The sequence below is a fragment of the Microbulbifer sp. A4B17 genome (assembly GCF_003076275.1).
Classification (GTDB): Bacteria; Pseudomonadota; Gammaproteobacteria; order Pseudomonadales; family Cellvibrionaceae; genus Microbulbifer.
In genome coordinates this window covers 2,437,931-2,456,767 of the sequence record NZ_CP029064.1, presented here as the reverse complement: position 1 = coordinate 2,456,767, position 18,837 = coordinate 2,437,931, and the positions used below count along the sequence as shown (strand labels likewise).

General features: G+C 48.1%; 16 protein-coding genes. 9 read left to right on the top strand and 7 right to left on the bottom strand.

The window, feature by feature from the left end; translation table 11 throughout:
• Positions 1-258: 258 nt before the first annotated feature.
• The 3 genes from BTJ40_RS11055 to BTJ40_RS11045 form a co-directional block, all read right to left on the bottom strand.
• Positions 259-1,506 carry a DUF418 domain-containing protein gene (locus tag BTJ40_RS11055; protein ID WP_108733144.1) on the bottom strand — a complete coding sequence of 416 codons (1,248 nt, stop codon included), beginning with the start codon at positions 1,504-1,506 and terminating at the stop codon, positions 259-261.
• 312 nt (positions 1,507-1,818) lie between these two features.
• Complete coding sequence (locus tag BTJ40_RS11050) at positions 1,819-2,646, bottom strand: SDR family NAD(P)-dependent oxidoreductase (protein WP_108733143.1); 828 nt, start codon at positions 2,644-2,646, stop codon at positions 1,819-1,821.
• A 225-nt stretch (positions 2,647-2,871) separates the two neighbouring features.
• A complete protein-coding gene (locus tag BTJ40_RS11045) occupies positions 2,872-3,429 on the bottom strand; it encodes a hypothetical protein (RefSeq protein ID WP_108733142.1) in 558 nt (185 codons plus the stop codon).
• A 649-nt stretch (positions 3,430-4,078) separates the two neighbouring features.
• Here BTJ40_RS11045 and BTJ40_RS11040 point away from each other — a divergent pair.
• Positions 4,079-4,447: a hypothetical protein gene (locus BTJ40_RS11040; protein WP_157954025.1), complete on the top strand. Its 369-nt coding sequence runs from the start codon at positions 4,079-4,081 to the stop codon at positions 4,445-4,447.
• Between the two features lie 106 nt (positions 4,448-4,553).
• Positions 4,554-4,808 (top strand): hypothetical protein, encoded by a 255-nt coding sequence (locus BTJ40_RS11035; RefSeq protein ID WP_157954024.1) that lies wholly within the window; start codon positions 4,554-4,556, stop codon positions 4,806-4,808.
• Between the two features lie 220 nt (positions 4,809-5,028).
• Here the strand turns inward: BTJ40_RS11035 and BTJ40_RS11030 are convergent, their stop codons facing one another.
• Positions 5,029-6,015 (bottom strand): AraC family transcriptional regulator, encoded by a 987-nt coding sequence (locus tag BTJ40_RS11030; RefSeq protein WP_157954023.1) that lies wholly within the window; start codon positions 6,013-6,015, stop codon positions 5,029-5,031.
• A gap of 142 nt (positions 6,016-6,157) precedes the next feature.
• Here BTJ40_RS11030 and BTJ40_RS11025 point away from each other — a divergent pair, with 142 nt between their 5' ends.
• The gene (locus BTJ40_RS11025; RefSeq protein ID WP_108733138.1) at positions 6,158-7,060 is read left to right on the top strand and encodes an SDR family oxidoreductase; all 903 of its coding nucleotides are present in this window, start codon (positions 6,158-6,160) and stop codon (positions 7,058-7,060) included.
• A 31-nt stretch (positions 7,061-7,091) separates the two neighbouring features.
• Here BTJ40_RS11025 and BTJ40_RS11020 read toward each other — a convergent pair whose 3' ends face one another.
• Positions 7,092-7,781 carry an amidohydrolase family protein gene (locus BTJ40_RS11020; RefSeq protein ID WP_157954022.1) on the bottom strand — a complete coding sequence of 230 codons (690 nt, stop codon included), beginning with the start codon at positions 7,779-7,781 and terminating at the stop codon, positions 7,092-7,094.
• A 546-nt stretch (positions 7,782-8,327) separates the two neighbouring features.
• Here BTJ40_RS11020 and BTJ40_RS11015 point away from each other — a divergent pair.
• From BTJ40_RS11015 to BTJ40_RS10990, 6 genes are all read left to right on the top strand, one after another.
• A complete protein-coding gene (locus BTJ40_RS11015; protein WP_108733136.1) occupies positions 8,328-8,729 on the top strand; it encodes a hypothetical protein in 402 nt (133 codons plus the stop codon).
• 184 nt (positions 8,730-8,913) lie between these two features.
• Positions 8,914-10,452: an efflux RND transporter periplasmic adaptor subunit gene (locus tag BTJ40_RS11010; protein ID WP_108733135.1), complete on the top strand. Its 1,539-nt coding sequence runs from the start codon at positions 8,914-8,916 to the stop codon at positions 10,450-10,452.
• Positions 10,446-13,571 carry an efflux RND transporter permease subunit gene (locus BTJ40_RS11005; protein ID WP_108733134.1) on the top strand — a complete coding sequence of 1,042 codons (3,126 nt, stop codon included), beginning with the start codon at positions 10,446-10,448 and terminating at the stop codon, positions 13,569-13,571. Before BTJ40_RS11010 ends, BTJ40_RS11005 begins: the two co-directional genes overlap by 7 nt.
• A 272-nt stretch (positions 13,572-13,843) precedes the next feature.
• Positions 13,844-15,232 (top strand): ATP-dependent RNA helicase DbpA, encoded by a 1,389-nt coding sequence (gene dbpA / locus BTJ40_RS11000; protein ID WP_108733133.1) that lies wholly within the window; start codon positions 13,844-13,846, stop codon positions 15,230-15,232.
• A 445-nt stretch (positions 15,233-15,677) separates the two neighbouring features.
• Positions 15,678-15,932 carry a hypothetical protein gene (locus BTJ40_RS10995; protein ID WP_157954021.1) on the top strand — a complete coding sequence of 85 codons (255 nt, stop codon included), beginning with the start codon at positions 15,678-15,680 and terminating at the stop codon, positions 15,930-15,932.
• Between the two features lie 303 nt (positions 15,933-16,235).
• Positions 16,236-16,427 (top strand): hypothetical protein, encoded by a 192-nt coding sequence (locus tag BTJ40_RS10990; protein WP_157954020.1) that lies wholly within the window; start codon positions 16,236-16,238, stop codon positions 16,425-16,427.
• Between the two features lie 171 nt (positions 16,428-16,598).
• Here the strand turns inward: BTJ40_RS10990 and BTJ40_RS10985 are convergent, their stop codons facing one another.
• The gene (locus tag BTJ40_RS10985; protein ID WP_157954019.1) at positions 16,599-17,165 is read right to left on the bottom strand and encodes a hypothetical protein; all 567 of its coding nucleotides are present in this window, start codon (positions 17,163-17,165) and stop codon (positions 16,599-16,601) included.
• Positions 17,166-17,837: 672 nt separating this feature from the next.
• Positions 17,838-18,806 (bottom strand): GlxA family transcriptional regulator, encoded by a 969-nt coding sequence (locus tag BTJ40_RS10980; RefSeq protein ID WP_108733129.1) that lies wholly within the window; start codon positions 18,804-18,806, stop codon positions 17,838-17,840.
• Positions 18,807-18,837: the final 31 nt, after the last annotated feature.

Genomic DNA, 18,837 nt, shown 5'->3' with positions numbered 1-18,837 from the left:
ATTCTTTGTCTTAAGGTAATTAAAGGTCTACTAGCTTCAACTTGATCTGACAGTTACCCGCTTCTTAGAAGAAGCTCTGTCAGGTCAAGTTCAATCATGCCTCTTTTTAATGTGACACCATCTTATCTTTACGGCCAATCAATCCATAAAAATATTTAAAAGCACTCTGCAATAAAAAGTCTATGGTACAGGTAACAAGCTACCGATGACTCCTATTCTCAAGTCTAACAGCAGCTCGTCTAATTTTAGATATAAACTCTACAAGCGCTGTTCAGTAGCCGGTACAACCCTTTCCTTTATCAACGGTGCAAACCTGAAATATGTTAACGTTCGCCAAAACCACTCTAGCGGCCCCATACGAAATGCCTTAAGCCAAAGATCCGAATAGGCCAGCTGAAACAGACCCAGCAGCACACAGACCCCAAGTACTTCTATACGTGTCAGCTCACCATATAAACCCAATCCAAAGCCATAAAAAATATAAGTGCAAATAAATGATTGAGCCAAGTAATTGGTAAATGCCATCCGCCCAACACTTTGGATCTTGCCTTTAATCCATAGGTGCCTACCTAACTTGAACCAAAGACAGATCAAGCCGATATAACCAATACTGGTAAATGTAGACCCTACCAAATTAAAAATGGCACCATAGGTGAAGTAATCATCCATACTCCAGTCATGACTATAGTTCCAGATAAGCCCTGTACCGGTCAATATCACACCAATAGCCACCCCAGCAATAGCTAGTTTTTTGTAGGCAGACGAACTGGCTTTGCCACGTAAGATATCCAACTTAAACAGGCCCATTCCCAGCAACATCATAGCGGCAGCTTTTAAAATAATGGAGAGACTAAAGTAGGAGATGACGATTGCCGATTCCGGACCAGAGGCTAAATTGCCACCAAGGAGACGACTCTCTACCAGAGCCCAGAACCCTTCTCGATATATTTCTATATCTTGCTGGATCTGCGCTGTATCAGGAGCAAAAATGACTGCAGTTGCATGTCTGGCTTCTCCTGACAGTGATTCCACATAAACTCCTGCCAGATAAGAGCTATACGCAGACAGGGCAAGAGTGATCACCCCCAGTGCAACCAGCCAACTTCCGCGTAGCTTGCGAAACAAATAGACAAACATGGCTATAAAGGCATAGATCATCAGGATATCGCCATCCCAAATGAAGATGCCATGACAAAGGCCTATCAATAACAGCCAGAAATTTCGACTGTAATGAATTTTTGCAGCAGACTTATTCTGCTGCTCGCGTTTCTCAGCTAATAGTATGATCCCCGCGCCGAACAGCATGGCAAAAAGCCCCATGAACTTTTGATCAGCAAACAAATGGAAAAAGCTAAAGAGAAAATCATTCAAAGGGCCATTTGGCAAATAGGCCTTTGGATTCAAATAAGCCGCCATAGGCATAGAGAAATTTATCATATTCATTAAAGGAAGCCCTAACAAAGCGACTCCCCTTAACAAATCCAACTGTGAAATTCGATCCTGCATATAAGTCCTTTTAAAACTAAAATACGATACAGATGTAAAGAGATGGAGATTACAGGAAAAGAGGAAGAAATCGCTATATTTTTTCTGATCGCAGGTACCAACTAGGACCTTTCTAAGGAAGCTCTGATAAATGGGCTTCTAGTCGCCCCCATGGGATGAGAGTATGCATCTGAGAAAGAAACTTCTCGCGGAGAGTTCCATGGCGCTTCAGATTATATGCTGCTTCGGCAAAGGTGGCTAGGTACAAGATCTTGATGGATAGCTGAATACTACCAAATTGGCTCGGAATTAATCAGAGGTTCCCTAACTAAGCTAAATATCAATTAACGTATTACTGTCCAGCATAGCCTTCGCCTGCCGAAATGCAGTTTCAGGTACATAAGGATGGGAGAAAATCCAAAACTGCCCACTTTCTATACTACTAGTAATTATATCAGCAGCTTTTTCTGGCTTCATACCTTCGGAAATCACCTTGACAACTTTGGTTTTAACTTTTTTCTCGACTTCAGACTCAGGGTGAATTACCGCTACACTTGCAGGTCTATTACGTGAAGAGTCGAGAATATTAGTTTTCATAGCACCAGGACAAAACACAGAAGTTTTTATAGGCGAGTTAGCTAAACGAAGATCCCGCTCTAAACTTTGCATTAAACCTACAACACCAAATTTTGAAACATTGTAGGCCCCAACGTATCCTATACCATATAGGCCAGATTCCGATGCTACAGACAATATATGGCCCTCGTCATTCTGTTCGATATGAGGGAGGAATACATGAATGCCGTAAATAGGCCCCCACAAATTTACCGATAATATCCATTCCCACTCATCGATAGAGGTTTCTGCTATAGCCCCCAAAGGACCTATTCCGGCCACATTACAGAGCAGGTGCACCTTATCAAAATGCTTTAAAGTTCTATCGGCGATGTTTTGCACATCCCCAAGTTTAGATACATCTGCTTGTACACAAATACACTCAGCGTCTTCTCGTGTTATCAACTTGGCTGTTGATTCAAGATGACATAAGGTGTATCCGGCTAATACCAACTTCATTCCTTTTTCGGCTAAACGTATTGCTAAAGCCCGACCTAGCCCACTTCCTGCACCTGTAACAACAGCAACTTTTCCAGACAAATCCATAAATTTCCTTTTTACAATACGTTAAGCGTCAATAGGAACTTTAGATTTAACAAATCCTTTTATAGTTGATATCTAGCCATTCACACTGGCAAAGATTAAACAATTTGAAGATCTATCAATATCAACCTCAACAACTGCCAGGAAACCAAACTTTTAGTGCTTAAGTTAAAATTTGTTGTGGCTATTTAAGCCGCTTAAACTTAAATGTAGGAATGAATTAATACTCTAATGAACCGGGTATTGTATTTCTTTGGCAATTACCCACATTTTATGATCCGCAGGCATTTCAGATAAGTAATCGAGAGTTCGATAAATAAGATGTTTCTCCATTTCATCGACTCCAGAAGACGTGCTCCAGCCCTCTGCTGCTAACCGGTACATAAAGGTAACCAAAAGGAACTTCTGCTTACTCGACAACCCATTTCCATGACCATTGATCATCATATGCATGGATACCAGGTCATAATCCAGATCAAAAATTGACTCATCAACTTGGACGGATACTTGGGCAGAGCGACCCGATACAGAATTCCCCCGCGCAATTACCTGCATTTCATCAAGAAAGAAGGAGACATGGGCACTATTAGCGGCAGAGCTGTTTTGATAGCGGCCTCTAAGTGCCAAATCCCTTATCTGACGATTAGAAATCTCACCCTTTAGCCAGAGTTCCGTCATCTGGGTAAACGGGTCGTAGTCCTCGCTCTGAACTATGTATTCATCTGCAAAGGGAGATAAGGAATAGAAAAGCGCGACAAGCCAAAAACAGATCCTTCTTACAGCCATTACAACTACCACTTAAAGTGAAGACCATGCCACGCGGTCGAATATGACGGGAAATCAATTATTAATAAGTATAATCAAGAATTCTTATACCGACATTTGTTGAGGGGACAGCTGTAATCATTTAGCGCACTGCTACTACAATTTCTCCTGTTTCTCGCCAATTCACAATCCCTGATAGGACGGAACAGATCGGGAGTTACCTTATTTCTATGACTCTCGGCCACCTGGATAGGAATGCCATACTGGCTCACGAATGAAAACTCGCGCTCACTGGCGGGCCTGATGCACTTGCTTCCATCGGTCGCCTCGACGATATTCGCAGTAGTGGTCCCACTGAACTAAATCTCATTGGCCGCAAAACCGCGTAGGAACACGGGGCCATCACAATATCCAACGATGGTACTACTGGGAGGCCAAAGCTGACTTATACGCCTTATCACCAACCAATTTAAAGCTTGTTGAAAGAGTGAATGGAACTCCTAGACGACATTGGCGTGGATTCATTAGCTGGTATGCCCACCAACCTAGCATATTTCGCGCACGAACAAAGTTCCCCAAGTTATTTGGAGCACAGACGATGGGCAGCAGTAATAAAACTCCAAGAATAGAACCCCCGAGCGTATCCGATGGCCCTATGTGGGATCGGTTAATGGGAAACTATAACTTTGCCTGCCTGATGGTTTCTGTACACCTGGATATCACGGGACACATTGAGCGCGGTTACGACTCCAGTGCGGCATTAAGTAAAGAGTTGCAACTCAGCAATAAAGGAATGGGTTTCTTTTTGTTGGTCTTAAGTCATCTTGGCTACATCTACCTCGATAACCAACAAGTTAAAAATACGGAGTTTGGCAAAACCTACCTTTCCAAAGATAGCCCCTACTACTGGGGGGAAGTATTACTCGATCCTTTTCATATCTATGACATCAATCACCTGGAGAAGATGGCAAGAACTGTACGTACGAGTTTGATCAATACCGTCCTGATTTTGTTCACGGCCCAATCCAGGATATGCTGATCGAAGCAGGCGTTCAGATTGTTATCCACGGCCATGATGTATCAGAGCTTCACCCAACGGCATTGTATACAACGAAGTGCCAAAACCCAGCGATTCAGGTGACTCCGTGGCAAATGCCGTTGGCCGTGCAGCCGGTTACAATTACGACCTCAACGGTGCAGTACCTGAGGTTGAAACCGCTATTGATTCAAGTTCAGGTGTTGTTTTGGTCACTGTAAATGCAGGGGTTGAGGACGGAGTACAAATAGCCAAGGTTGAATATCGAAAATCTGTTCAGGATCTCACCTGTCTTGATGGCTCCCCCGCGTGCTACACAGTCGATAAAGAGGTAAAAACGACTTATTCAGTTAAAGCTCGCTAGAATGCCTTTCTCCAAACAAAGACCAGTGTCGATATCAGTAAAATAACACCTGCGATAAAGTCAGGTGTTATATGTGATTAGATCTAGAGCTAGGCCTTTCATCACCACACCCGTGCCTGTACAACGGGCAACGCCGGAATCTCAACAGAAGGCTTTAGAAAATATCCTTTTAGGCACTACAATTTATTACTTCAATAGACATCGCTCGTTTTACCTATATTCATGCTTCAAAGCCAGCGGAAAAAGTGTCCGAAGTAAGACCTTTTCGTTCCTTAACGTATTGGCGTGGTGGACTTCCCATGATTCGCTTGAACGCTGTGTTGAATGCATTTTCGGACTGATAGCCGAAATTCTCCGCTACCGCGGCGATGGTACAGTCCGATGACATGAGTTGATCACTGGCTTTGACCATTCTTAGTAAAGAGAGATATTCCATTGGGCTTTGGCCGACTGCTTGTTGAAATCGCCTCGCAAAGACGGATCTGGACATTCCAGCGCACTCTGCCAAAGAACTGAGCGTCCATTTCTGGCCAGGTTCATTATGCATTGCCGTAAGAGCCTGTATGAGGCGCTTATCTACCAACGCATTTAACCAGCTTAGCTTGCCATCTTTTGATGCATGGTGATGGCGCAGGGTTTGGATCAGAACAACATGTGAAAGATGTTGCGCGACCAAAGCACAACCCGGGCGTGCCTTTACCAACTCGTTAAGAATAAGCTCCACTGACTGCTGCAGGTCGGCCGCCACCTCCTCCCGGGCAGGAATGACGATAATTGGGGGCAGCATAGATATCAACCTGAATACATGAGCTTGTGAGACAGTAAACCGGCAGCTTGCGATGACCGCATCTCCGCCACCATTGACGACCAACGGCTGCTCTAAAAGGGGCGCTGAAATATGCTGTTCTACAGGTTCTGGTTCGAGAATGACATCTGTCTTGATCGAGAAGGGACGACCTGTCGGCAGGACAAAAAAATCCCCTGCACTCAAATGAACGGGCGTTTCTCTTCCGTCCACCGACACCCAGGCTTCGCCAGAAATCATGGTGTTGCATTTCAGGGCCCCGGCCTGGTCCGGAAAACCAATCGCTGATGGATGCCCAAGGTCGATTAGCCCTACGAGATGGCTCTGCGGTTTCAGGATAGAGAGAATGTCAGAAAGAGGGTCCATGAATAAAGGAGATAATGGGTTATGAACGATCCGCACCTTAGCATCTTAGGCTTTCATCATTAACAAATTGGGACGATTGCGAAGAAAATTAAGATTTTAACTTATTGATCATCTCCAGGCTAATACTTAATCTTATCTCGAAAATTCTTAGCTAGGTTGTAACCCAAAGGAGCTATCAATGCGTGTTTTTGTCACCGGAGCAACGGGCTATGTCGGGTCGGCGGTCGTTCGCGAACTATTAGATCATGGCCACTCCGTCATCGGGTTAGCCCGTTCGGAAAAGTCCGCTGAGGCTCTGAAAAATGCTGGTGCCAAGCCGCATAACGGCAGCCTTGAAGACCTAGACAGCCTGCGCAAAGGCGCGGCCCAGGCCGACGCCACGATCCATCTTGGCTTCAACCATGACTTTTCAAAGTTCTTTGAAAACTGCGCATATGACGGCGAGGTTATTCGCGCTATTGGAAATGAACTGGCCGGATCAGATCGCCTCTTTCTCACCACCTCCGGAACTGCGATCCTGACGCCGGGTAAAATCTCGAAAGAAACAGACCTAGCTCCCAGCGGCGACATGGTAAACCCGCGTGTTGCGTCAGAATACGCAGGTGGTGAAATGGCCCAGAAGGGCGTGAAAATTGCCGCTGTTCGCCTCGCCCCTTCAGTGCATGGTCCGGGCGATCAAGGCTTTGTGCGCATGCTCGCTGACCTTGCAATACAGAAGGGTGAAGCCGTCTATGTGGATGAGGGGCAGAACCGCTGGTGTGCAGTCCATCGATTGGATGCTGCGCGACTTTATCGCCTGGCCCTGGAACGGAATGAAGGCGGCGTGCACTATCACGGCGTTGCCGAAGAATCAGTACCCTTCATAGATATCGCCGAAGCGCTTGGCCGCAGCCTCGACCTACCCGTTTCAGCCAAATCCAGCGACGACGCTGAGATGTACTTCGACTGGCTCCATTTTATGGCGGTTTCGGACAGCCCTGCATCCAGCGCCTGGACACGTGAGGTTCTTTGCTGGAGTCCGAAAGAACCGAGTCTGATCGCAGATATCGATTCGGGATTTTACCGCGAGACCGACGGGTAAATAGAAACCTCTGGATGATCTAAAGAAATACCTATTGACTAGCCCTTTCCTTCCCGTGCCTCTGCTCTTCCAGTTCGAACATATAATCCTGCAACGACCACAAACCACCAGGCCGAAACCCCTCGGCCTTCACTGCTTCGAGCTTTTCGCGAACTCGCGCGACGCGCTCGGTCACCTGATTTTTGACCTCGTCATAATCCACGTGGAGAAAGTCACCGCGTTGAACACTGATTTCACCGCCAACAATCACCGCCTCCAGGTTCGCAATGCTTTGGGTTAACACCACATGCTCAATGGGATGAATGACCGGACTAGTCTCCATTTGTCGCGGATCCAGAATAATAAAGCCGCCAAACTTGCCAACTTCCAAACTACCCATCTGGTCTTCGATACCAAAGACTTTGGCGGTCTCAATGGTGTGCATGCGCAACACATCTATCGGCATCATGGCTTTCGCATCCCGATATTTCATACGCACCGCGTACATACCCAGGCGCATGTTCTCAAATGGGTCGCTGTCATCCGCACTGGCCTGACCATCAATACCCATACCAATCGGGATATCGTATTCCAGATATTTGGGCACATCAGCTAAGCCGGACGCGAGTCGCCCATTGGAAAGCGGATTCCAAATCATACCTGTACCACTGGCGCCGGTTTCTTCGAGAATCTCATCCGTGGTGTTAATAAAGTGGGCAAAGTTCAGCCCCTTCCCCAACATGTTGTACTCGTCGTACATAAGAAAATACTCACCAGCTTACAACGAGAGTATGAGCTGGAATGCAAGGGCCGCTCCATAACCGATATGTGGCAAAACAATGAAATGGATTCTGATTCAGCAACAGCTTTCACTCATCTAATGCATTCGCAAGGATTCGCCTCTGCAGTTGAGGCGGCCTCCCGTGGCATTTTTGAAAACACTCAAACAAGGTGCTCGATAAAGCCGGATTTGTAGATCCTCAATCGTACCAAGCACTCGGCTATTTTTCGGTGGTATCAGCCAAGAAGCTTTGAGTTAGACTAAATAAAGGACACCTTTTGGTGCTTTAGTCGTCACACTTAACGCCGGGAACTTATTCACTATCGTTAAGAAATATCCGCCGAAGCGTTAACTGATGCCGAAATTAGGACCAAAAAAAGATGGAGTTCTGGGATGCCTCGTGAGCTATAACTTCGGCGCAAAGGAAAAACTTGAAAGTACCAATGGGTCATTCCGTGACGGCAACCTTTGTCGAATCCGCAATCTCTGTTGTATGATTTATCAGTAATGAAAAACTACTCATCCACATTTCGCGCCAAGCTGATTGCCATGGCGGCCCTGCTCCTGCTGATGCTGCAGGTGCAGACCGTGCTCGCCTGCGAAATGATGGAGGACCCCAAGCCATCAGCTGAATGTTGCTGCGATGATATGGCCAAGGGGTCAGACTCAGATGATGACTGTTGTGGCTATGATGCCCAGGTCTCCCTGAAGACTTCACTTGATGACCATCAAGTTGCCCTCACCGCCGTACACTTGAATCTGGAGCTTCCCCAGTTGGCGCCACCGCCAACTTACCAATGGCCCCAAATTCTGGCTCCGCCTTTCAGTGCGCCTGAATTATCTCCTACAGCGACAGAATCCCACCCCGGCAACCGAACCTGGCTTGCCACTTTACGCCTGCGTATTTGATCACTCCCTTTCTCTCTGATTAGCGAAATATGCCCCAGCCCATGTTTGCTGGCGGCTTCAGAAAGATTGTTCTAGGAGTGAACCTTTTGATTTCCCAACAAGCTATAGCGGCCATTGGTGGCCTGCTCATTGATAACGTGCTTTGCGCGCAGATGCCCCTTTCCTTCAATCAGGAGGGTGCCCTATGAGCCAGCAAAAAACATTGAGCTTAATCGCCCTTACCCTGCTCTTAACCGCTGCCGGCGCGGCCTTTTATTGGAAGAAGATTTCTGCACAAGCCGAAGCCCCAAATGCCGATTTTGTGCAAGCTGGCCCCTTCCAGATCGCCGTGTCTGTCGACCCGCTGCAACCCCAAGCTGGTAAAAACCAAATTCGAATTGAAGTTCGCAATGCTGACAATGAGCCGGTATCTGGAGCCGAAGTTCGCGCGGTAGCCGAGATGCCTGCCATGGGCGCCATGCCAGCTATGCGTGCCGTCGCGGATATCAGTGAATCCAGCCCCGGCATCTTCACCGGTGAAATTGAGCTGGCCATGGTGGGCTCCTGGCCCATGGTGGTAGATGTAGCGACAGGCCACGATAAGCATGTTGATCTGGCCTTTGATATGAGCACCAATCGCAAAGGCCTGCGCCTGAAATCTGCGCCTGAGGCTTCGGATACCGCATACTACACCTGCTCAATGCACCCATCGGTGAGAGCTGCCGAAGCCGGTAGCTGCCCTATTTGCGGTATGAACCTGCAACCTGTGAGCCACGATGAACTGAAAAGTGGCAGCATTGTGGTGGATAGCGGCCGACGCCAGGCCATTGGTATCAAAACCGGTATCGTCGAGCGGCAACCTTTCGCTCTCCCCATACACCTGCACGGTCAGGTTACCTATGACGAAACCCGCTTGCGGGATATCAGCCTGCGCTTCGACGGCTGGATTGGTGAGTTAGATGCAGATTTTGAAGGCAAGCAGGTTAAACGCGGCGAAGTACTGTTTTCTGTTTACAGCCCCGAGTTGCTCGCAGTCCAGGACGAATATCTAAAGGCCCGCCGCCGTGGCGATGCCCTGGAGAAAGCTGCACGTAGGCGTCTACTGTTGTGGGGTCTCTCTGAAGAGCAAATCGACTGGCTGGTTGAACAGCAAAAAGCGCAGGACTATATCCCGATTTTTGCACCCGCCAGTGGTGTGATTATTGAGAAGAATATTGTCGCGGGCTCTGCGTTTGAGAAGGGCGACAACCTGCTGCGTATAGCCGACCTCAGCCAGGTTTGGATTGAAGCCCACGCCTACGAAGATCAGTTACCGCTGATAGAAAAAGGCATGCCGGCCAAGGTGCGTTTAACCAACGTCTACCACGAGGAAATCCCAGCCACCCTCACCCAGATTGATCCCTTCCTTAATCACAATAACCGCAGTGCACGGCTGCGTGTCACCCTGCCCAATACCGATGGTGAACTGCGCCCGGGACTGTTTGCGGACATCATGTTAACCGCCGAACTGGGAAATCTCCTGGTGGTACCCAGGGATTCAGTTCTGATCTCCGGCAAGAAACGCATTGTTTTCCGCGACTTGGGCCAGGGTCGTCTGGAGCCGGTGCAGGTACGCACCGGATATGGCGACAGCGACAGGATTGTTATCCGCTCTGGCCTCCAGGCTGGAGATAAAATTGTCACCTCTGGAGTATTCCTGATCGCGGCGGAAAGCCGCCTGAAGTCGGGGGTGCAGCAGTGGTAAATTCCGAACCCAAAGGGCTGATTGCCCAAATTATTGGGGCCTGTGCCGGTAAGCCGGGGATCACTTTGATTCTTGTAGCGATCGCAGCCCTGGCGGGATACCGGGCGCTAACCAGTGTCCCCCTGGATGCGATTCCGGACCTGTCTGACGCCCAGGTGATTGTGATGACAGACTGGCCGGGGCGCAGCCCTGACCTGGTCGAGGATCAAATCACCTACCCACTTTCCACCGCAATGTTAGGGCTGCCCAATGTCAAATATGTGCGGGGCCAGAGCTTTTTCGGACTCAGCTTTGTCTACGCCATCTTTGAAGACGACACCGATATTTACTGGGCCCGCTCACGGGTTCTGGAGTACCTCAACCAGGTTGCCGACCAGCTCCCGGAAGGTGTTCAGCCAAAGCTTGGTCCGGATGCCACTGGAGTGGGCTGGGTATTCCAGTACGCGTTGGTTGATCGAAGCGGTAATAACGACCTGCAGGAACTGCGCGCGCTACAGGATTTCAAGTTGCGCTATTGGCTCACTTCTGTTGAGGGCGTGGCCGAAGTCGCCTCCATTGGCGGCTACGAAAAGGAGTACCAGGTCCAAATCGACCCCCATCGCTTGCAGATGTTTAAGGTTCCGCTTGGCAAAGTGGTCGAGGCCATTCGCCGCAGTAACAACGACACCGGAGGAAGGGTACTGGAGATCGCAGGCCACGAACATATGGTGCGTGGCCGGGGTTATATCCGCAGCGTTGACGATCTCGAAGAGGTGGTAATCGGGGTCAATGCAGCAAAGATTCCGGTGACTCTGGATCAGGTAGCGGATATTACCCTGGGGCCCGCAATGCAGCGCGGTATTGCCGAACTGGATGGCGAGGGCCAGACCGTAGGTGGCATCGTAGTAATGCGCTACGGTGAAAATGCCCTCACGGTTATTGAGAGAGTTAAAGAGCGTATCGAGCAAATCCGTGCGGGCTTACCGGAAGGCGTTGAGCTGGTAGTAACTTATGATCGCTCACAATTAATTAATAGCGCGATCGACAATCTCAAGAACACCCTGATTGAAGAGATGCTGGTGGTCGCCGCTGTGATCGCTATTTTCCTGCTCCACGCCCGCTCCGCATTGGTAGCTGTAATCACTCTACCGATTGCTGTTTTACTGGCCTTTATTCCACTGTCCATACAAGGGCTTACCGCCAACATTATGTCACTGGGAGGTATTGCCGTAGCCATCGGTGCCATGGTGGATGCGGCAGTGGTAATGGTGGATAACATCCACAAAAAGCTGGCAATCGACGGCGATAAGGAATTGTCTCCGGGTGAGAAAAGAACGCTAATCGTTCGGGCAATGCAGGAAGTCGGACCGAGTATTTTCTTCTCCCTGATTATTATCACGGTTTCATTTCTGCCGGTATTCGCGCTGGAAGCTACCGAGGGCCGATTATTCAAACCCCTCGCCTACACCAAAACCTACAGCATGGCTTTCGCCGCCCTATTGGCAATCACCTTGATTCCAGCGCTCGCGGTACTGCTAATGCGTGGAAAAATTCGCACCAGGGAAAACCCGATTTCCCGCGTTTTAGTTCATACACTACAGCCAGTGATTCACTTCTGCGTGCGTCAACGCAAAGTTGTAGCCACTCTCGCGGTATTAGCTCTGGTTTCTGTGGCCTACCCCATTAGCAAGCTAGGTGGTGAATTTATGCCGCCGCTCAATGAGGGCAGCATCCTGTATATGCCTACCGCCCTACCCGGCATGTCGGTCACCGAAGCGGGCAGGGTACTGCAACAAATGGACGAGGAACTGAAAGCTTTCCCAGAAGTAGAGCATGTCTTTGGCAAGATTGGCCGCTCCAATAGCGCCACCGATCCTGCACCACTCTCAATGGTAGAAACCGTTATCACCCTGAAACCTAAAAGTGAGTGGCGCCCCGGCATGACTTGGGACAACCTGCTGGCGGAAATGGATGAAAAGCTGCGCTATCCGGGCATGCCCAATATCTGGTGGATGCCCATCCAAACCCGCACTGAGATGCTCGCCACCGGCATTCGCAGCCAGCTCGGCATCAAAGTGTTTGGAGATAACCTGGAGGAGATCGAACAGACCGCTTTGGCCATCGAAGAAGCACTGCGCAGTGACCAGCGCACTGCGGAACAAACCCGAAGTGTCTTCGCCGAGCGCTTAACCGGCGGTTACTTCCTGGACTTTGATATCGATCGCGCACGGGCCTCTCGCCACGGCTTGAATGTTCAGGATATCGAAGATGTGATCGCCGCAGCGGCTGGTGGCCTGGCCGCAACCCAGACCATCGAAGGCCGAGAACGTTACGATGTGTTAGTGCGCTATGCCCGCGACTACCGGGATACCCCTGAACAGCTTGAACAAATCCTGGTCCCCTCCTCTGATGGTTCCCAAGTGCCCCTGAACCAGCTGGCTGATCTGGACTTCCGCACTGGCCCGCCCATGATCCGCAATGAGGATGGGCAGTTGGTGGGCTTGGTATTTGTCGACTTGAAGGGCGATATCGGCGTTGCAGATTATGTTAATCGCGCAAAGCAGGTTGTTGCCGATCAGGTTAATCTGATTCCCGGGCAACGTATCGCCTGGGCCGGCCAATACCAATACCTGGAGCGCGCCAAGTCCCGCCTGCAATGGTTAGTGCCCCTGACCTTGTTGGCTGTGTGTTTCCTGCTGTATCTGCATCGAGGCAGGCTATCCGACACCCTGTTTGTACTCACCGCCATGCCAATGGCACTGATCGGCGCCTTCTGGCTGCTGTACCTGCTCGACTACAAACTGAGCGTTGCTGTATGGGTCGGCATGATTGCCATGGCTGGTCTCGCCGCTGAGATGGGATTATTGATGTTGCACTACTTATCTGCCGCCGGAAATAACTCGGAGTGTAGCAATACTGCGACTGTTGCCCAAGCGGCAGCTGGCCGCATACGTCCGATGCTAATGACCAGCCTGACACTGTTAATTTCATTGATACCAGTCATGGTTTCCGATGGCACCGGCGCAGATGTTATGAAACGAATTGCAGCACCAATGGTGGGCGGCACCATAACCACACTGCTGTTTGTGTTGTTAGTGATGCCCGGGGTTTTCTATCAGTGGAAGGCCCGCGAAGGATAGCAAAGCTGACGTTAGTAAATTGGGGCCCCGGGTTTATGCTACCCAGTGCCCCAGTTCTCTTCTCACGAGAAGATAATTTGGATAGAAGAGGCTTTGACGGGAACAAGGTGATTCATAGGTTTCTTCAGGGTTAACTGTTAAAATTCCATACAAATTTTGTATTACACAAACTGCAAAATTGCGGTGATAACAAAGGCTAAGTAGGTGACGATCACTTTCCCTACTGCTTGTGTAATACGTGTATTTGATATTTAACGACTCCAGGATTCACCTTGACTGCACCTTTTTCCGATCTCCCCCTAAACCCCGCCCTGCTGAAAAACCTGGCGTCACTCAACTACAAGTCCATGACCGAGGTTCAGGCCAAAACGCTTCCGATCATTCTTGACGGCAAGGACGTGATAGCCCAGGCAAAAACCGGTTCCGGTAAAACTGCTGCTTTCGGTTTGGGAGTGCTGCATCGGCTCAATGTCAGCCGGTTTCGGATTCAATCGCTGATTCTGTGCCCAACACGGGAATTGGCAGACCAGGTTGCGCAGGAACTGCGCCGACTGGCACGGGCAATTCACAACATAAAGATTCTGACTCTCTGCGGCGGCATGCCTTTCGGCCCGCAGATCGGCTCCCTGGCCCATGGTGCCCATATCATCGTTGGTACTCCAGGACGCATCGAAGAACACCTGCGCAAAGGAACACTCTCCTTAGAGCATGTCGATACGCTGGTCTTTGACGAAGCCGACCGAATGCTCGATATGGGATTCCAGGACGTTATCGACACTATTCTGGCGCAGGTGCCAACTGGGCGACAGTCGTTACTATTCAGCGCTACCTATCCCGATGAAATTGAAAAGCTCAGCGCCCGAGTGATGCAAAAACCGGTGATAGTTAAAATTGACTCTGCCCATAGTGACGAGGTGATCGAACAACGCTTTTACAGAACTGAGAGTTTCGAGGATCGCCTGGAGATGACACGGCGTGTTCTGCTCAATGATAAACCCGTCAATACCCTGATTTTCTGCAACACCAAACGCGAAACCGATGAAGTAGCCGATGATCTGAAACAGGCTGGCTTCAATGTCCTCGCCCTGCATGGTGATATGGAGCAGCGCCAGCGCAATGAAACCCTGATTCGATTTGCCAATGGCAGCGCTTCAATTCTGGTGGCCACCGATGTAGCGGCACGCGGTCTTGATATCGACAAGCTGGATGCGGTTATCAACTTCCATATCGCCAAAGATCCGGAAGTTCATACCCATCGTATAGGGCGGACAGGCCGCGCCGGTGAGCGCGGTTGCGCTTACTCCTTTTTTGCCGAGAAGGAAGGCCACAAACTGGTTCGTATGGATCTAACCCAGGACCCACTATCCGATCCAGATACACCGCCACCAGCCAGCATACTAAGTGAACCTCCTTTCCAGGCACCGATGGCTACCCTGCAAATCGATGGCGGCAAGAAGCAAAAGGTCCGCCCCGGCGATATCCTGGGTGCCCTAACCGGCGGCGATCGCCCGATTAACGGTAAAGATGTTGGCAAGATCAACGTACTGGACATGACCGCCTATGTTGCGATTAAGCGCAATGTGGCATCACAAGCACTTAAGAAAATTGAGAACGGAAAGTTGAAAGGGCGCAAATTTCGGGTGCGGCGTATTCGAGGATAAGTCGTGTGAATATCCCCTGGCAACGCCGGGGGATCGACCTTTTGCACCCGCTTCGAGTTTATGGTTTTCCTGACCGTTATTTCGAGAGCTGGCAAGAGTTATAGAAAAATGGGATTGTGGTCAAAGTGATCGTTTTCACAGTTTGCACGGCCGTGACAACTAAGTTTCACCCAATGATTTTTAATAGTATTTTCGTTTTAGCGAAGAAATTGATTCTGAAATAGTAATCAGGATAATAGCGATCAGTATGATTATTATATAAATAGCTATAACAAGAAGCTACGGAGAGTATATTGAAAACCATCATATTTGGTGGAGCCCTCGTACTGTTATTGACAGCTTGTGTCTCTCAAACAGTATCAAGGGCTGTTAGCGTCTCCAAAGGAGACGAAATTTGCATCATTGAAAACCAAGTGTTCGAAGAGCATTTTTGGATGCCTATAAAATGAGTGTGGAACAACTCGGTTACAAGGCTACTATTAAAAAACCCACAGGCCACGACTGTGATGTCACCTCAACATACACTGCAACTTATGGAATGCATTGGGGTGTATATCTTGCAACCGCAGATTTGAATGTATTCAAAAATAACAAGCTTGTTGGTAGAGCCGAATATAGAGCTCCTAGAGCAGACCTTTCCAAACACGGCAGGGTTTCTGGGAAAATTGATAAATTGGTTAAAGAGCTTCTCCCTATCTAGAAGACGGTTATAACAAAACACAAACGGCGTGCTGGGCGGCCTGCACTATGGCCCGCGCGCCCTGCGTTAAGCGTTAAGCGTTAAGCGTTAAGCGTCAAGCGTCAAGCGTCAAGCGTCAAAACCATAGAAAACGGATTTAGCTTGAACGTTAGAAGTAGAAAAGAATTAGCTGATTACGTAAATCACGGAAACAAAGTGAAGCACGTGTTTTTCTAGGGGCACAAGAAACCTGAGAATGGAGTCTCAAAGAGCTGCTTTAGCCAGTAGTATGACTCGCCTTATGAATACAAAGGTCATCACTTTATGGCAGCAGATCATCATAGGGTCTATCAAAAAGCTAATTTATTCAGTGATATTGACGCTGCCGAAAGACTTCTTACCGCAAGCAACCCAGGGGAGCTTCTGTCCGAATACCCGCTCTTCTGTACTAAAGAAGCAGAAAATGGTGTTTATTTAGATAAATTTCCAACTTTGAACGAAGAGCCCTATGGTTAATTGGATGGGGGCGCTATGTTTATTTGCTTTGCTATTGGCTTTTCGTCAACTGGCAAGTAGCAACATAACAATTCAATCTACGACTGCCCTTCGGGCTCAGAGAAACCGCCCCCTATTGAGGTATTACGAACACCAATGGAAATTACTGATTAAAACCACCAGGCATACCCTTTAAGTAAGAGATTTTTCAGAAGCAATACTAATTTTATGAAGATGGCTCAACATTTCCCGATTACTTTTTTCATAGTATTCCTTTGCCTCAGAGTAAAAATAAAACGCGTCTTGATACATTTCAATATTACCATTCTCCATATCATCAACAAATAGAAAGCCACCCTGAATTCTGGCAAACATCAACACAGGTTCTTCACTTAAAATTTCTACTGTATGCATAGTTCCAGGGTATTCAAGATCAAAACTTCCGGGAATAAATACATTCTCAGGCTTTTCTTTGTAGATCCACTTTCCCTGAATTGTGTGAGCAGTGGTGAATCCACTATGATAGTGGGAGTGTAAACCAAGCCCCTTTTTCAACTTAAACAAAATAACCATGTCGTTTCCATGGCAGTTTAAGTAGCAAGGGTAAAACCATGTGTGTTCAAAAGTCCACGGAACCCATTGAGTGTCTGAAATAGGGCAATGCAGCTTTTCGTCATGCACTGGAAAATAGTAATCGTCTTTAGGGCTGTAACGCTCAATAACCTTTCTTGTTAACCTATCACCTGATGAATCCGTCATACTATGCCTCCCGATATATCGGCTGGATGAAATTTTCAGGTAGTTATAGCTCAGGAGAGATCATCTATTTAGCTAAATTAGTCCGCAGGACTTAATTGGCGGCCAATTCACTACAGACAGATGACCTACAGTAGAGTTAAGTGCTAGATGACGCCTAAAATATATATTTTTTATCAGCGAGCAGATTCAGATTTTGTATTCGTGATAAAACATCAAGGAAAATATTCAGGTGAAGACCTACACCCGCGAGTTAGTAATCATTCTCAATAAGGGTCATGGCCTATTTCTATATTAAATAATCAACTGGCTAAATCTGTATACAGTTGAATATAATTCAGTAAGACCTGTAAATTAGTAACCTGCAAACTCCAAGACCTCTCTCTCGTCTGAACTTCTCCCCAAAATTCAGGCGCCGTCATACTAAATAGATAGAAAACTACCGTCACTTGGTTGTCAGGTGGGATCGCTATTTATCTTCTTACAGAGCATTTTTCTATATTGGCTGCATGTTGATTACGTTAAAGAAGTTATGAAGCAGCTTTTAACAAAAGGTGGTGAATAGATTCACTCAAATCCAGCCTTCGGCGCAATCACGAAGCAATGATTGTTCACTTTTAATCTGGAGTGCCGCCCGCTATTTTTTAATCTACCCCCCTACCCCTTCAGGAATCACTAAATCGGCTTGAATCGCGCGCGATAATGGCTTGGAGACAGCCCACTCTTCCGCTTAAAAAGGCGTGTGAATGAGCTGATGTCTTCATAGCCTATGGCGTGCGTAATTTCCTGTATGGATTTATTCGACTGTACGAGCAATTTTGTTGCGGCATCAAGACGGATTTCCTGTAAGTACTGAGAAGGTGTAGCTCCCGTAGCTTGCTTGAACCGGCGCAACATTGTCCGGTTGGAGAATCCAAATTGTTCGCCAATTTGGTCGATCATGATGGTGGAACAGTAATGCTCTTCCAGCCAGTTCTGTATCGCCATTATGCCCTTATCTTTATGGTATTTTTTACTGATGAGTGGGGAGTAAGTCAGTTGTGTAGAGCGGCCTATATCGATCACAAAGAACTTTGCAAGGTTCATTGCGATATCGTGTCCAAAGAAGAGTTCAACCAAATATAGCCCAAGATCAAACCAGGCTTGACCGCCACAATCGCACAGAATATTGCCGTCTTGCGTAATTGGCTGGTCTGGCTTGAGATCTACCAGTGGGTACAGATGACGAAACAAATCCACCATCGTCCAATGTGTTGTCGCGCTCTTGTGATCCAGCAGTCCTGCCTCCGCAAGGAAGAACACTCCAGAGCTGTTGCCACCAATGAGACTGTTCGTTGCACCAGCATGCCTTAAAGTCTCAACGACTAAAGGGTTTTTATCCAACACTTGTTCCACATTGCCGGTAATCGTCGGTACCAAATAAACATCGCTATGTTCCACTTCCTCAATGGCACAGTGAACGGGGAACACCAGATTGTTTAATGTTCTCACCGGCTTGCCGCCTGGGCTCGCTATTTGAATGCGAAAGTCAGTATCGCCTGCAGACTGTGCGTTTAACTTGCTGGCGAAGTACAACAGATCGTTGATACCCGAAATCGAACTGGTTAAGGCTAAATCAAACGCCAGGACGGTTGCGACAATCATCTCAAATCACTCTATCTCTCGAGCATTGGGC